Here is a 16,480-nt window from a genome sequence, read left to right on the forward strand (position 1 = left end):
TCTGGTGTTCCGGGTTTACCTGGAACACGTGTTCCAGGTTTCTCTGGATCTGGTGTTCCAGGTTTCTCTGGATCTGGTGTTCCAGGTTTCTCTGGATCTGGTGTTCCAGGTTTTTCTGGATTTGGTGTTTCTGGAACTGGTGGTGCTAAATGATTCAATTTGTTTAATACTTCTAATTGAACTGCATTTATCATTCCATTTGTAATTTCAAATGGAATTGGATTAGTTAATTTTTCATATCCTTTTGGTGCTTCTACTTCTACTAGTGTGTAGTTACCTACAGATAGATCTGCGATTTTTGCCTTTCCATCTTTATCTGTTGTTACTTTCACTACTACTTTGCCCGCTTCATCATGAACTTCAAACACAGCTCCTGATAAGACTTCCTTGCTTTCAGCAGCCATTTTTGTAATCTCCACTGAACCTTTGTCTAACTGTTCATTCTCTACTTTCAATGATAAGACTTTCGTCATACCTTTTTTAATTTCGAATGATACTGGTTCCGTTAACTTCTTATAACCTGGTAAGCTCTTCGTCTCTACTAATTTGTATTTTCCTACTGATAGATCTGAAACGTTTGCTTTTCCTTCTTTATCTGTCGTTATTTCAGTTACTATTTTGCCTTGCTCATCTTGTACTTCGAAGACTACGCCTTCTAATGCTTTTTGGCTATCTTTATCTACTTTTGTTACTTCTACATTTCCCTTGTCTAACATTTCATTTTCTACTGTTAAAGCAAGAGATTTTGTCATACCTTTTTCAATTTGGAAAGTAATCGGATCTACTAATTGTTTATATCCTTTTGGTGCTTTTACTTCTACTAACTTGTATGTGCCAACTGATAAATTAGTGACTTGTGCTTGTCCTTTTTTATCTGTCGTTATTTTAGCGACTACTTGTCCTGCTGCATCTTGAATCTCAAAGACTGCATCAGCTAAAGCATCTTTATTTTCTTTATCTACTTTTGTAATTTCTACATTTCCTACATCCACTAATTCATTTTCTACAGTCAATTGTAATGCTGTAACTCTACCTTTTTCAATTTCGAATGAAACTGGCTTTTCTAGTGGTTTGTATCCTACCGGTGTTTCTACTTCTACTAACTCATACTTTCCAATAGATAAATCTGAAACTGTTGCTGTTCCTTCTTTATCTGTCGTTACTTTCGCAACTACTTTTCCTTTTGAGTCACGTACTTCAAATACAACATTTTCTAATGGTGCTTTACTGTCTTTATCTATTTTTGTGATTTCTACATTCCCCGTATCTACCATTTCATTTTCTACAGTGAACGTTAAAGATTTTGTCATACCTTTTGTAATTTCAAATGGTACAGGCTTTTCTAATTTTTTGTAGCCTGGTAAACTATCTACTTCTACTAGCTTGTACTTTCCTACTGATAAATCTGAAACTGTTGCTTTTCCAGCTTTATCTGTCGTTACTTTCGTTACTACCTTGCCTTTGTCGTCTTGAACTTCAAAGACTACCCCTGCTAACGGTGCCTTATTATCTTTATCTATTTTTGTAATTTCTACATTTCCCGTATCTACCATTTCATTTTCTATTTTTAATGATAGAACTTCTGTCATTCCTTTTTTGATTTCAAACGATACTGGTTCTGTTAATTGTTTGTAACCTGGTAAGCTTTCTTTCTCTACTAATTTGTACTTTCCTACAGATAAGTCTGAGATTTTTGCTTTACCATTTTTATCTGTTTTTACTTCCGTTACTACTTTGCCTTTTTCATCTTGCACTTCGAAGACTACATCTTCTAATACTTTTTTACTATCTTTATCTACTTTTGTAATTTCTACTGAACCTTTATCTACTAGTTCATTCTCTACTTTTAATGATAAGACTTCTGTCATACCCTTTTTAATTTCGAATGATACTGGCTCTGTTAGCTTTTTGTAGCCTGGTAAGCTTTCTACTTCTACTAGTTTGTAATTTCCTACAGATAGATCTGAAATTTTCGCTTTTCCTTCTTTATCTGTTGTTACTTTCGTTACTACTTTGCCTTTTTCATCTTGCACTTCGAATGTTACGCCTTCTAATAACGCGCCACTTTCTTTGTCCACTTTTGTAATTTCTACTGAGCCTTTATCTAACTGTTCATTCTCTACTTTTAATGATAAGACTTCTATCATACCTTTTTTGATTTCGAATGATACTGGCTTCGCTAGTTTTTTATATCCTGGTAAGCTTTCTACCTCTACTAGCTTATATTTTCCTACTGATAAATCTGAAATTGTTGCTTTTCCATCTTTATCTGTTTTTACTTTCGTTACTACTTTGCCTTTTTCATCTTGCACTTCGAATGTTACGCCTTCTAATAACGCGCCACTTTCTTTGTCTACTTTTGTAATCTCTACTGAACCTTTATCTAACAGTTCGTTCTCTACTTTCAATGATAAAACTTTCGTCATACCTTTTTTGATTTCGAATAATACTGGTTCTGTTAATTTTTTGTAACCTGGTAAGCTTTCTACCTCTACTAGCTTATATTTCCCTACTGATAAATCGGAAACGTTTGCTTGTCCTTCTTTATCTGTCGTTACTTCTGTTACTACTTTGCCTTTGTCGTCTTGAACTTCGAAGACTACGCCTTCTAATAATTTTTGACTATCTTTATCTACTTTTGTAATTTCTACATTTCCCTTGTCTAACATTTCGTTTTCTACTGTTAAAGCAAGAGATTTTGTCATGCCTTTTTCAATTTGGAAAATAATCGAATCTACTAATTGTTTATATCCTTTTGGTGCTTTTACTTCTACTAACTTGTATGTGCCGACTGATAAATTAGTAACTTGTGCTTGTCCTTTTTTATCTGTCGTTATTTTAGCGACTACTTGTCCTGCTTCATCTTGAATTTCAAAGACTGCATCAGCTAAAACATCTTTATTTTCTTTATCTACTTTTGTAATTTCTACATTTCCTGTATCTACTAATTCATTTTCTACTGTTAGCTTTAATGCTGTTACTCTACCCTTTTCAATGTCGAATGAAATTGGCTTTTCTAGTGGTTTGTATCCTGCCGGTGTTTCTACTTCCACCAACTCATACTTCCCAATAGGTAAATCTGAAACATTTGCTTTTCCTTCTTTATCCGTCGTTACTTTCGTAACTACTTTTCCTTTTGAATCACGTACTTCAAATACAACATTTTCTAATGGAGCTTTACTATCTTTATCTATTTTTGTTATCTCTACATTCCCTGTATCCACCATTTCATTTTCTACTTTTAATGATAGAACCTCGGTCATGCCTTTTTTGATTTCAAATGATACTGGTTTTTCTAGCTTTTTATAACCAGGTAAACTTTCTACCTCTACTAATTCATACTTTCCTACAGGTAAATCTGAAACATTTGCTTTTCCATCTTTATCTGTCGTTACTTTTGTAACTTCATTACCCTTTTCATCTTGGACGATGAATGTTACTCCCGCTAACGGTGCTTTATTATCTTTATCTATCTTTGTTATCTCTACATTTCCCGTATCTACCATTTCATTTTCTATTTTTAATGATAGAACTTCAGTCATGCCTTTTTTGATTTCAAATAATACTGGATCTGTTAGTTTCTTATAGCCTGGTAAACTTTCTTTCTCTACTAATTTGTACTTTCCTACTGATAGATCTGAGATTTTTGCTTTACCATCTTTATCTGTTTTTACTTCCTTTACTACTGTTCCAGCTTCATCTTGCACTTCAAAGACTACGCCTTTTAATGCTTTTTTGTTGTCTTTATCTACTTTTGTAATTTCTACTGAACCTTTATCTAACTGTTCATTTTCTACTTTCAACGATAGGACTGTTGTCATACCTTTTGTAATTTCGAATGATACTGGTTCTGTTAGCTTTTTGTAGCCAGGTAAACTTTTCGTCTCTACTAATTTGTACTTTCCTACTGATAAATCTGAGATTTTTGCTTTACCATCTTTATCTGTTTTTACTTCTGTTACTACTTTTCCTTGCTCATCTTGCACTTCGAAGACTACGCCTTCTAATACTTTTTGACTATCTTTATCTATTTTTGTAATTTCTACTGAGCCTTTGTCTAACTGCTCATTTTCTACTTTTATTGATAAAGCTTTTGTCATACCTTTTGTAATTTCAAATAGTACTGGTTCTGCTAGATTTTTGTAACCTGGTAAGCTTTTCGTCTCTACTAATTTGTACTTTCCTACTGATAGATCTGAAACGTTTGCTTTTCCATCTTTATCTGTTACTACTTTTCTTACTACGCCATCTTTCTCATCTTGGACTTCAAATTCGACACCGGCTAATACTGCCCCGTTTTCTTTGTCCACTTTTGTAATTTCTATATTCCCTTTGTCTACCATTGCATTTTCCACTTGTATTGGGAATATGCCGTCCCCTGTTACATTTACTTCGAACTCTGTTTCTTTTAATTGGTAGCCTTCAGGTGCTTTTGTTTCTTTTAAAATATATTTTCCTGGTGCTAACGGTTTAGAGATTGCCTTACCATCTTTATCTGTAACAATATGTTCGACTACTACACCGTCTTTTACTATATCAAACTCTGCATTTTCCAATGGTTTTTCACCATTTTCCGAATCAATTTTCTTTACTTCAATTTGACCCTTTTGCATAGTATTTTTAATTTCAATTGTTTTTGTTTCTCCAGCTTGAAGTGTAACCTCTACTGGGCTTGTTAATTTTTGATATCCTTCTGGTGCTACTGTTTCATAAATTTTATACGTCCCAGGAGCTAAAGTTTGAGGTACTGAAAAACCTTTTTCGTCCGTTTTTAGTTTTGCAACAACTTCATTTGCACTATTTCGAACTTCAAATTCGGCACCTTTTAACCCTTTATTCGGATTCTCAGAATCTGTTTTATGAATCAATACTGTACCATCTTTTGGAGCTTCAGGCGGCGTAATAGTTACTTCTTTTGATGTTAATGTTTTATCATCAAAATGCAATTCCGCTTTATTAGGAATCTTCTTATCTACGTAAGAAGATAAGTCTGCATTATTTTTTATTTTCGCCTTGATACTGAGATTGATTATCTGGTCTTCATATGACTTATAGTCAAAACTCTCACCAAACGTAAATGTTACTTCACTTCTTTGTTTATCTATATTTAACGTTCCTTTAGAAGTAATATCTTGGCCATTTTGATCATACACTTTTGCCTCTAATACTTCTAAAACATCTTCTAAATCATCACTAATTACCATAGATGTGTATTTAGGAGGATCGTTCGGTATATGTGTACCAACTTGGTATTGAATAACTTGATCCATTTGTGTTAACTGCTCATTCTCTACAAGCTTGCCATTCTCATCAACTATATTTTTTTCAATGCTAGGTGGATTATTGTCACCTGAACCGGATCCTCCTCCACCACTTACAAATACTTGTCCTACTTTTTCTTCAGTTTTAATATTTTTACCTTCTAATTTCACAGTATTTTTATGAGGCTTTGCAGCAGGATTTGTAACCTTTGTTTTATATCTTAAAATATAACCTTTTGAACTGTCTGGAAACTCAATTGTAAATCCAGTCTTCGTTGCATTTATTTTAATGTTAGATAAATCTGCTGGCTTAATATTTGTTGGTGCATAACCATCTTCAAATACAGCCTCTTCTAATACTACGCTGTCTGTAATTAACTCATGCCCAGGTCCTAATGTATCTGTTAATTTAAGATCTTGCATTTCTGTTCCAGTTGCATTTACGTATACAAGCCAATCAGCAATTGAAGGATCTTCTTGATTATAAGAACCCCATTTCAATAAATTTTCCGTATTGGGCTGTGGCTTCGGTCTCTCTGTCGTATTATTTACACTTACTTCTTTATTGACGATTTGACCATCAACGTTAAATTCTAATGGAATTTCTTTAACACCATCATATGCTTCTAGACCAAAGTAGAATTCTACGAATAAAGAGCCTTTAATGTTATTCTTTCCTTCTACGTAATCACCCATAGTACACGTTAATAGACCCTTTTTCATCTCACATGTACCAACTGTTTTTCCTTCAGCATCTTTTAAAGGAAAACTCATATTCATAAGGTCTTTTCGAAACTCTTTTGGCATATCAATTGTGAATTGATCTCCACTTTTTATTTTTTCTTTAGCTGACCACTTCACTTCTACTTTCATACCATCTGAGGCTTGATACGGTTCAGATGTCGTGCCATCAGTACGGGAAATATTAATTTCGTCCACTGGACTTTTCATCACAGCAGCTTGAATAACTGGAGCCCACACATTCAGCACTGAAAATAATACTAGAAAAACTAATGAAACCATTGAAATATGCCTTTTAGTACTTTTCATTTGCATAGTTCCCTCCTATTTTTTATATTTATATAACAAAAAAAGACCGTCCGGTTGCATCAAAAATGTGCAACCAGACGATCTTAGTAACCAATATGTATTACCGTAGACTCTAAGCTTTGCGGCCTATCCTTTCGAATAGTGTGCTAAAAATATCTTTTATTCTTTTTTTGTTTCATTTTCCTCTTAAACCAAATATTACTATACCGTCTGGACGGTTATAATTCAATACTCTATAAAATTGTTCTATTTTTCTAATAAAAAAAACAATTCACCACTACATTAAATAAGTAATGGTGAATTGTTTTCGCATTATATAGTTCGTATATTCTATTTATACGAATTATCAATAAGAGCTTGAATCACTTTTTCTCTTAACTCGGGGCTTAGTCTGCCAACCCCTAAATATTCCGAATACCATAATCCATCTGCTGCTAATCTAATAATTGTTGCACAAACTGAATCTATCTCATCGTTTTCTATATTCTTTTGCAGTTGCTGAAATGATTGTTGTAATGGCTCAAGTAATTCAGGTTTTAACATGAATGCTGCCATCATACTACTAGACAACTCTTCTGTTCTTCTCTCATTACTTAATCTTTCCTCTACAAAAGAGCGAACCCATCTCCCTTTCCTCTCTGAGTCTTCCGCTACTTTATTGTAAATAGCGCCCTCATAATCCTCTATCCCTCTGACTATCATACCTTCTATTAAAGCTTCTTTATTTGCAAAGTGATACAATAATCCACCTTTACTTACACCCGCCTCTTTTGCCACTGCTTCTAAGGTTAATTTAGCAACCCCTTTACATTGCACAATTTGAGAAGCGGCCGCCAAAATCTTTTGCCGCGTTATGCTGATACTCATTCCTTTTTAAAACCCCATTTCTACTAAATTTATATAAATACGAATCTTATTTTTAATATTGTTGATTACTACTAAGTATTTTCTTTATACAACAAAAGCTTCATTACCTTTGAATTTTTAGTTACTTATTCTATTAAAAATTTCCATATCATTCAATATGATAACATTAAATACACAAAGTCGACTATACATCTATACTTTTGTATTCATTCCTAATATATCCATCAATAAAATTTACCGATGTAGTCCTTCTTATTACTTTATAAGACGGCAGTAATTCTTTCAGCATTAAATAAAAAATGTTATTACTCCCATCGAATCGAGTAATAACATTTTACTTAACAAATTCGCGGCCAACTAGCATCCTTCACATCTTCACTAGTCGGTTTTCTAACTGATCCAATAAAGTGAAACTTTATATCCGCAACATGGACAGGTGTATTTCATTTTGTCACTCCATTATTAACTTGTTTTCCCATATATTCCGACTCACAAAGAATGTAACAGCACAAATCATAGTTATCCCTATGAAAAATGTATTAGAATCTTCATATGTAGTTGGAATGCCTACCGTTACGAAAACAATACTAAAAGCTAAAAATAGATATAATAATAAAGATATAATATAGCTTAGTTTAAATCGTAAAATGATACCTCTAAACAATAGCTCACCAAGTAGACAGCCACCTAAAATAATAGGTACTCCGAAATACAATGTAAGGACTCCCATTTGCGCAGTAGATTGAATTATCTTTCCAATTATGTTCGGCGAAACCAGCTCACTATCGTTTCCCATCCTATCATATAAATCAAGTGCTGTTGCTGAAATAAAGAAACTTAATATAGAAAATGAATACGGTATTAAAAATTTGCTCACTCTCATTCACCTCGCTTTTTTCTTTACATATATTATTCATTATTTCCTATCATTTTTACATAAAAAAATAACCCTCTATGATAAAACATAGAGGGAAGCATTTCTATATAAAAATCTATACCTTATCCTGAAGTGAATCCCGAAAATAGGACAAATATCAAAACACCTAAACCATCTGCTATCTGCTCCCTACATTCTTTAGGGTAGATAGTTTATATGTTTTATTAGAAAGTAGTGCTCTCTTTTTTATAATATTCTTTTGAAATCTCTTCATAAAATGCTGCCGATGTCGAGTAGAAATAAGGTACTAACCATAAGAAACCGATTCCTATAGTAAGAATACTTAATATGAACCAGCCTAAGAAACTTAAGCATAGTAAAAAGTAATCCATTTTATGTCCATTCATCATATGACGACTCTCAGTAATCGCTTGATTCGCTGTATATTCTGGATGATCATTCAAAATAAAATATGTCATAGAATAAGAAAATGATTTAATAATACCTGGAATAATAAGAAGTAATGTCCATAGAGTCAAGTATACATACATTAGTAAATATGTTAAAAACGACTTCATCAACTTACTTCCATCGCTAAACCATCTAAATATATGACCAATGCGAGCATCAGTCCTACGAATTGCATTTAAAACAAGATAATAGGCACCTATTGTTAATGGACCAATAACAAGCATTACAATAATACTTACTGTGAGTGAATCACTTGCTTCTTCCCAACCCCAAAATATCGAAAAAATACCTGTTGTTAGCATTTCAACAGCTCCAATAAGGATTCCAATTAATAAAGTTGCCCCTACCGCTAATCCCCATCTTCCTTTTAATGCATCAAGTGCTTCTCTTTTCAACTGACTTATCATATATAACCTCCTAATACTATTTATATTTTAGTATACCATTTATATCAAAAATTCCACAGATTCCTCTAAAATAGAAGAATATTACCTTTTTTCATACATATTAATACATGTGTGCTGTAGTTGTACTGCTCTATCACTTAAACCACTCATTTCCTTATAACAAAAAAAGCCTGCCCTTCATAATAGGCAAGCTTTCTCAAATTATTCCTCACTCATTCTCTTCTTATACCAATCCTGCATTCTCTCCGCGTCTTCTACTCTCGTATGCTCTATTTTATAACTAGATGATGCACTAGAAAACTTATACGTACATAAATCCGCGCGGCGCTGGAAATATGATTGTGTCTTCTCCATTGATTGGACGTGTCTTCTTCTAATAAGTCCTGTGTATTTTCCGACGCTACGATAGACAAGTGTAATTTGTTCTCCGTTAACACAGTAACCATTTGTTTTAAATGTTGCGTAGCCAAGTGTAAAGATAAGGATTGCGAGCGGTAGTAATGCCCACATGATGTAATACTTTTCAAAGTATACGCTTATTCCAGTAAGCGGGATTGCTAGCATAGCGAAGAAAATGAAACTATCAATGAGATAGCGGCGCAATGCTGCTTTTGGTAACGAAGTAATATTTGTATTCAGTTCGTATGGTAATTGTAAATGCGCGAGTAACTGTTGCACTCGATTTTTTCGAATGATAGGATGCAGTGTAACTTTTTCTTCTTTTCCCTCACTTTGAATGACTTCTACTTGCACAGCACAATAACCGAACGGTTGGCGTAAAATGCCTTCTTTTATCGTAATCCCTTGAATACGGTGCAATTTTAGTACGAGTTCTTTTCTTTCCAGTAACCCTTGCGAAATACGGACTTCATCATTTTTTCGATTTACTGTGAAGTTACCATGTTTTAACGCGTAGCCAATTGTCGATATAATCCACGAAAGGACGAGCAAAATAGCTATCATGAAAATCCAGCCATATATATCATGTTCCATTACATACGACTTTACGCCATTCTCTATCCATTTTGGAATGTACTCATCTACTTGGTGATACACAAAAAAGATTAATGAGAATAATAGTCCAAACTGACCAGATGTAACAGACGCTATTAAAATCTCTTTCCACGTTAACTTGTACTCTGTCGTTTGCTTTTCCTCTGTAACGATTGCTTTTTCTACTGTATTTTCTGCTGTTTCGTCTAACGTTTTTTCTGCTTTCACTTCTGGAGTTGGCTCATTTAGCAAAGCAATAAGCTCCGCCGCTTCTTCTGCCGTAATACCAGCTAAGCTAACTTCTGCTTCATCGCCCCCACCAGCTGTTTCAATCTGAATTTTTTTCAAACCGAGCATTTGATATAGTACGTTAGAACTTGTATTAATCGTTTGAACACGTTCTTTATTTAAGTAGCTCTCCTTTTTCACGAAGAGACCTTTTTTCACATGTAATACGTTATTTTCAACCCAATATGTTGTGTAATACCATTTTTCAAATACTGAAAAAACAGTGAGTAAACCAAATGCTGCGGGAATTAAATACCAAAACGGGAATTTTCCGTTTAAGCTAAACATGAAAATAATGAGTGGTATAAAATCTGTTATTTTTAATTCTAATAACATCGTGATTGGATGCTGCCTCTTATACATCCTCATCACTCACTTTCGCTAATTCTGCGATTTTCGTTTTCAACATTTCTGCTTCATACATCGTTAAGCCTGGGATGCTGTGAGAAGTTGCTGCTGTTGAAATGTGTAATTCTGCTAATCCGTATTTTCTCATAATTGGTCCTTGTTCAATCGTAACGTGCTGCACACGAATCATCGGTACTAATACGCGCTTTACGACGAAAAGACCATGCTGAATTTCAAGTTCTTCTTCATTTAGTTGGTAGCTGTAATAACGTTGACGTAGTTTCGGGAATAAGAAGTACGAAAATGGCGCGAACACAACTGTTAGCCCAATCATCACATACAAAATCCACGCCCACCAATCAAACTTTATCATGAGGAAAAGGTAAGCTAAAATGACGAGTATACCGATCCCTTCTTCAATTACAGCACGAATTTTCCACACTTTGACCATGTCAGGGTTAATTTCATTTTTCAATGGATCCATGTAACCACTCCAAATCTAGTAATCTAATATACGAATACTCTTAATCTATATTTTACATAACTTTACAGAAAATTAAAATTTAATCTTCTTTCCTCTCTGGAATAAAATATCCGAACCAAAGTAGCCAAATAAAACCGATTAACTTCATCCAACTTCCATCTGCTTGAAAAGCCTCTATCATGCCTGGAATTTTATAAACTCCAATGAATCCAAGAAAACCGAGCCACCAGTTTTTTTGCATTTTCATTTTTACTCCTCCTTCATGACGCTTTTCACATTTCGAATCCAAATTTCTTTATATTTTAACTGAAATCCCATGAGCATATAATTGCTCATATTATCGATCACAAGCGCTAGCGTATGAGCGTTTTCTTCCGTTGCATGTTGTGACACAACGCCCAGTCTCGCGCCTTGCTTCAATAAATCGTGGAAACCATGTAAGAAATCCTCTTGTATTTCAAATAATCGTTTCTGATACTTTTCATTTCGCGATGCAGTTACGATAAATTCATTGATAACGCGTAGTATTCCTTCTTGCCCTTCATACTCAGAGAGCATATGTAAACCATCTGCGATTAGCTTTTCTGCAAAATTTTCTTTCGTATACTGCTCTTTATCGAAGTAATTTGCAAAATGATAATCAGAAAAAATCTCTTCAAATAAAAAATCAACTAACGCTTCTTTAGAAGAAAAATGATAGTAAATAGCCGGTTTTGAAATACCTACCTCTTTCGCAATCATGGAAAGACTCATCTTCTCAATGCCGTGCTCTGCCATGAGTTTAAATGATGCCTCGACAATGTTTTGCGATGTTTGTAAATTCTTTGTCATACTGTACCTCACTTATTTTTACTTACCGGTCGGTAAATAAATTATAAAATGAAACTGAATAATTTGCAAGTTAATAAGAGTTTACACAGGAAGTTCTTGATAAAGTGAAACTTTAATCAGCCTCCATAAACAGCGGGATAAAGGCGGCGATGAGGCTGGTCACGATAATAAAAGCGGATTTCCATCCATTATTGTGCTCTTTATCATATTGATTGTAGTCGGAGTTGGCTATAGCGAAATTAACTTCTAAAAAAAGCATCCTAAATCACACATTTAGGATGCTTTTTTTTACTTTCTATTTAGCAATCGCATACGATAACAATTCATTGTCACTTCTCCAAGTCTTTGCAGCAATTGATAGTTCGCATATGCGCCTACCGGGGCACCGATTACTGGTACGAGCTGAAGCATTTTCGCTAAATCGATATAGTCTCGGTATTCTGTTTGGAACTTTTCCCAGTCCATATGATTTTCTTTTTCTGTATCCCACGTTTCAATTGCTTTCCATATTTCTTTTCTGTGACTGTCACTTGAAAAGGCGAGTTGGAAAACGTGAAGAATAAAAAGACGCTCTTCTTGTTTACTTGTATCAAATCCATACAACGTTGCTGCATCGAATAAAAATTTAATTTTAATCGTAAGTAAAAGCGGAAAGTCAGCAAGACCGAGTAAAATACCACCAGCCCCCGTCCCTGCTCCTTCTGCCGCAGCTATTTTTTTGTACTCATCCATTTTTTTACGCACTTCGTCATCACGTCTTTGCAGTGACCATGTCGTCTCTTTTAGCTTCGGCTTTATAAAGTTTGATCCGGCGCTGATCGTTTGCACCATCATCCGAATCGTTTCTGTTAAGACTTTTTGCACTTTCGCCGGAATAAGCTGTTGTACTTTCGTCTGCACTTTCTTTGAGAACCGTGTCATCATAGAAGAATCTTTCATGAATGTAGCTTTCCACTGCTCCAGTTCTTTTATAACCTTTTCTTCATATGTAATCATAGGTTCATTCCCTTCAATTTAAACGTTCAATGCGCTTCGCACCGTATTGGTAAACGAAACCGATACTAAATAATATGCTTACAACAAGTAAAATTCCTGTCATCATGAAATCTTTCGTTGCTAGTGCAAATATAACTGTAAAGATTACGCTCCCGATGATTAGAATCACATTTAATAAAGTAAGAAAATCTTTCTTCTTTTCATCTACCTTTACTGGATACAAATCAAGCCAAATTTTCATGCGGTGATGTTTCCATAAAGTTAATAGCTGATAGCCAATTAAGTATAGGAAAATAAAACTTACGATAAATCGCCCGTATAAAAATGGAATGAAGTAAAGAATAACTCCTCCAAGAGCGAGCAGACGCACATATAATCCAAAATAGTTACCTGATCTTAAAAACGTTCTCGTATATAAGTATAAATATGTGCGCTTTTCGCCGATTATCGACAGAATGAAATCCAGCCATTTTCGGCGAGATACTCTTTCTTTTAATGCTGGTACATCAACGAACATATTCGCAATTCGGTACAGCAGCATCATTTTCTTACCTTCTTCAGAAATTAAATACTCCCAGTTTAGCGGCTTTCCTTTTACCATTTGATGCATGATAGCAAGATATAACACCATGAGCAGAACGATTCCGCCAATAACAAGAACTGAAGTACGTTCTACAAGGAAATATACAAATAAACCGTTTAAGATAAAACGAATAAACCAATCAGCCCTTTGTATATTTTGATCTGTTAAAAATGATTTTTCCCACGCGACGAATAAATTCCACGCTTTTACAATGACAAATGCGAGGACAATCCATATGTAAGCAGCTCCTGTTTGTTTCATTTGCTGGAAATATAACGGGGCAAGCGCAGCTGCTACGATTGCGATTATGTATAACTGAATCATAAACGTAAAAAGAAATGCCTTTGTGAAGTAAGGTTTTAACTTTTCTTCAACTGGCAGTAAGTAAACGAGATCCGCTTCTTTTAATAACGTTTGAATGGATCCAGCCGTTAACACGAGTCCAATTAATACTGCCATTACGAGCGCAGTTGGAAACGAAGATGTTAACGTTTGTAACCATTGCTGGTAATAATACGCTCCCGCACCGATGATGAACACGAAAATAAATTTCAAATGATCATTAAATACGTATTTACTATATGTACGAACTTCTTTTAGAAAGTGACGAAATCGTTCTTTCCATAACGCTGTGCTATTCATAATCTTCTTCCTTTGTTAGCGCGATGTAAATATCATCTAACGTTGCACCTGGCATATTAAACTGTGATTGCAGTTCAGATAACGTTCCCTTCGCTCTTACTTCACCTTGATGCAAAATAATGAACGAATCACAGTAACGCTCTGCCGTCGCTAAAATATGTGTGCTCATTAAAATACCGGCACCACTCTTTTTCATTTGATCCATCATTTGAAGAAGGGATTGAATTGCTAACGGATCCAACCCAACGAAAGGTTCGTCTACTATGTAAAGAGATGGCTCAACTAAAAATGCGCTCATAATCATTACTTTTTGTTTCATCCCTTTTGAGAAATGAGATGGAAACCATTTTAAACGATTTTTCATGCGAAATTCATGTAATAGTTGTCCTACACGTTCTTCATATTGTTTTTCATCAACTCCGTACGCCATCGCTGTTAATTTCAAATGCTCTTCTAACGTTAATTCATCATATAATACCGGCGTTTCTGGAATGAATGAAAAGCTAGAACGGTACGCTGTCATATCATCACGAATTGTTTTCCCATTAATTGTGACAGTTCCTTTTTTCGGTTCCATTAAACCGATAATATGTTTAATCGTCGTACTTTTACCAGCTCCATTTAATCCGATTAAGCCGACAAGTTCGCCTTTATTAACAGAGAACGAAACGTCTTTTAATACAGGTCGTTTCGTATATCCTCCTGTAACATTTTCTACACGCAATAACTCACTCATACGACACCACTTTCTTCATTAGTATTCATTCTATATTCATCTTACCAAAAATTATGGTGTACTACATAGTATCCATGTACTCAAAAATAAATTTAAATTTATTAGCATATATTTTCCCGAAAGCGGACATCATAATTAGTGAAGAAGGAACACATTGAAAAAGCGACCACCAATTGATGAGTACAACAACATAGTTAAGTCATCATGAAATGGGGTGTCCATGTTGGACAAAGAAATTTACACATAACCAGATCATTTGTTTCATTTTCGAAACGGGGTGTCTCCGAAAGAGCATATACTGTTTTAAAAAATAAACAATTTCCTTTTATGAAAGATTGCAATTCATTTCACTTGAAAATGGGGTGTCTACGGCAGAAACTTTAGCCGATTTACCGTGCATTTCTTAAATAAATGAGGTGTCTGCGAAACGTAAATTACGATAATGCTTTTTCAATCCCTCTTCAGAAAACAGGAAGCTGAGTCAGCTTCCTGTTTTTCGTGTTTGTTCTCTTATGTAATTATGGTAAAATACGGCTAAGGATATTTGAAAGGATGAGATCAATGAATCATACAGCAGACAATTGTATTTTTTGTAAAATCATTGACGGGCAAATCCCTTGCTCAAAAGTATACGAAGATGAACATGTGCTTGCATTTTTAGATATTAGTCAAGTAACAAAAGGACATACTCTTGTTATTCCGAAAGTTCACAAACAAGACATTTTTGCGTTAACGCCAGAAATCGCATCACACATTTTTTCTGTCGTTCCAAAAATCGCAAATGCGATTAAAGCAGAGTTTAATCCAGTTGGCTTTAACCTACTTAACAATAACGGTGAAAAAGCTGGACAAACTGTGTTCCACTTCCACCTTCATTTAATTCCACGCTACGGTGAAAAAGATGGTTTCGGTGCTGTTTGGAAATCACACCAAAATGAATACACTATGGAAAATTTACAAAACATCGCAAGTACAATTGCAAATAGTGTGAAATAATGACACTATAAGAAGGCGTAATACATAACAAGCCACTTCCCTGAAGTCATCAAATTCCGCATGGCTTGTTTCTTCACTTAAAATGCTCAGGGATGATTGTTTGTGCATAGCACATATAAGAAAGATATGCATATTGTTTTACATCATGAATACGAACAAAAAATAAGGAGGTCTCCTTTTATGTCAAAAGCTAAATCCTTTATTACAGGTGTTATTTGCGGGGGAGCAGTTGCTGGACTAGCCGTTCTTTTCTCAACTCCTTCTTCTGGTAAAGACATGCGCGGCAAGTTAAAAGAAAAAGGAAATGATATTAAAAAGACTTTAGCTGATATTACAGCTGATACGAAATTATTAAAGCGTCAAATTGTTGAAACTGCTTCAGAAGGTAAAGAAGTGTTTCAAGAACTAAAAGATGACATGCAAGACACGCTTTCTAACTGGAAACAAGATATTTCTCAAAACAAGCGCCATATTGAGAAAGAAATTTTGGACATCCAAAAGTCAATTGAGAAACTACAAGAAGCTGTTCCAGAAAAAGCGTAAACAAATTCCTGCTTAGTTTTTTGCATATAACAAATATTTTTTATATAAATTGACCTTGACACGGCATATCGTATAGATATGCCGTGTTTTTATGCATTTACAATATA

14 protein-coding genes and 1 riboswitch are annotated in these 16,480 nt (G+C 34.5%); of the genes, 3 read left to right on the forward strand and 11 right to left on the reverse strand.

Annotated features, from left to right (window positions below; translation table 11 throughout):
- The 8 genes from DN403_RS24000 to DN403_RS24030 form a co-directional block, all read right to left on the reverse strand.
- Positions 1 to 6,317: SpaA isopeptide-forming pilin-related protein (locus DN403_RS24000; protein ID WP_255452062.1), on the reverse strand; the 6,317-nt coding region annotated here is incomplete at its 3' end.
- Between the two features lie 59 nt (positions 6,318 to 6,376).
- A riboswitch (cyclic di-GMP riboswitch) is annotated at positions 6,377 to 6,469 on the reverse strand.
- A 172-nt stretch (positions 6,470 to 6,641) separates the two neighbouring features.
- Positions 6,642 to 7,178, reverse strand: coding sequence for a TetR/AcrR family transcriptional regulator (locus DN403_RS24005; RefSeq protein ID WP_000028014.1), 537 nt, complete (start codon positions 7,176 to 7,178; stop codon positions 6,642 to 6,644).
- A gap of 451 nt (positions 7,179 to 7,629) precedes the next feature.
- Positions 7,630 to 8,055 (reverse strand): hypothetical protein, encoded by a 426-nt coding sequence (locus DN403_RS24010; protein ID WP_002083032.1) that lies wholly within the window; start codon positions 8,053 to 8,055, stop codon positions 7,630 to 7,632.
- A 224-nt stretch (positions 8,056 to 8,279) separates the two neighbouring features.
- Entirely contained in the window at positions 8,280 to 8,933 is a 654-nt protein-coding gene (locus tag DN403_RS24015) for a DUF975 family protein (RefSeq protein WP_000625404.1), read from the reverse strand.
- 201 nt (positions 8,934 to 9,134) lie between these two features.
- Positions 9,135 to 10,577, reverse strand: a complete 1,443-nt coding sequence (locus DN403_RS24020; RefSeq protein ID WP_000278226.1) for a PH domain-containing protein — start codon at positions 10,575 to 10,577, stop codon at positions 9,135 to 9,137.
- Positions 10,570 to 11,046, reverse strand: coding sequence for a PH domain-containing protein (locus DN403_RS24025; RefSeq protein ID WP_000371368.1), 477 nt, complete (start codon positions 11,044 to 11,046; stop codon positions 10,570 to 10,572). Before DN403_RS24025 ends, DN403_RS24020 begins: the two co-directional genes overlap by 8 nt.
- 79 nt (positions 11,047 to 11,125) lie before the next feature.
- On the reverse strand, positions 11,126 to 11,293 hold the full coding sequence (locus DN403_RS31315; protein WP_000783816.1) for a hypothetical protein: 168 nt from the start codon (positions 11,291 to 11,293) through the stop codon (positions 11,126 to 11,128).
- A gap of 2 nt (positions 11,294 to 11,295) precedes the next feature.
- Positions 11,296 to 11,877, reverse strand: a complete 582-nt coding sequence (locus DN403_RS24030) for a TetR/AcrR family transcriptional regulator (protein WP_000164836.1) — start codon at positions 11,875 to 11,877, stop codon at positions 11,296 to 11,298.
- A gap of 115 nt (positions 11,878 to 11,992) precedes the next feature.
- Between DN403_RS24030 and DN403_RS24035 the strand changes: the two genes are divergently transcribed.
- Positions 11,993 to 12,127 (forward strand): YjcZ family sporulation protein, encoded by a 135-nt coding sequence (locus DN403_RS24035; protein ID WP_102981857.1) that lies wholly within the window; start codon positions 11,993 to 11,995, stop codon positions 12,125 to 12,127.
- Between the two features lie 38 nt (positions 12,128 to 12,165).
- Here DN403_RS24035 and ecsC read toward each other — a convergent pair whose 3' ends face one another.
- From ecsC to ecsA, 3 genes are read right to left on the reverse strand one after another with little or no spacing between them, the layout of a single operon-like run.
- On the reverse strand, positions 12,166 to 12,873 hold the full coding sequence (gene ecsC / locus DN403_RS24040) for an ecs operon protein EcsC (protein ID WP_016077987.1): 708 nt from the start codon (positions 12,871 to 12,873) through the stop codon (positions 12,166 to 12,168).
- Positions 12,874 to 12,886: 13 nt separating this feature from the next.
- Positions 12,887 to 14,098 carry an ABC transporter permease EcsB gene (gene ecsB / locus DN403_RS24045; protein WP_016077988.1) on the reverse strand — a complete coding sequence of 404 codons (1,212 nt, stop codon included), beginning with the start codon at positions 14,096 to 14,098 and terminating at the stop codon, positions 12,887 to 12,889.
- Positions 14,091 to 14,834, reverse strand: coding sequence for an ABC transporter ATP-binding protein EcsA (gene ecsA, locus DN403_RS24050; protein ID WP_001292598.1), 744 nt, complete (start codon positions 14,832 to 14,834; stop codon positions 14,091 to 14,093). The genes ecsB and ecsA overlap by 8 nt, the downstream gene beginning before the upstream one ends.
- Positions 14,835 to 15,395: 561 nt before the next feature.
- On the opposite strand from ecsA, the gene DN403_RS24055 reads away from it, so the two are divergent.
- Together DN403_RS24055 and DN403_RS24060 are read left to right on the forward strand one after the other, a co-directional pair.
- The gene (locus tag DN403_RS24055) at positions 15,396 to 15,830 is read left to right on the forward strand and encodes an HIT family protein (RefSeq protein ID WP_001016835.1); all 435 of its coding nucleotides are present in this window, start codon (positions 15,396 to 15,398) and stop codon (positions 15,828 to 15,830) included.
- A 180-nt stretch (positions 15,831 to 16,010) separates the two neighbouring features.
- Positions 16,011 to 16,373: a YtxH domain-containing protein gene (locus DN403_RS24060; protein WP_000030302.1), complete on the forward strand. Its 363-nt coding sequence runs from the start codon at positions 16,011 to 16,013 to the stop codon at positions 16,371 to 16,373.
- The last annotated feature ends 107 nt before the right edge of the window (positions 16,374 to 16,480 follow it).

Source organism: Bacillus sp. AY2-1 (genome assembly GCF_008368965.1).
GTDB lineage: Bacteria > Bacillota > Bacilli > Bacillales > Bacillaceae_G > Bacillus_A > Bacillus_A thuringiensis_S.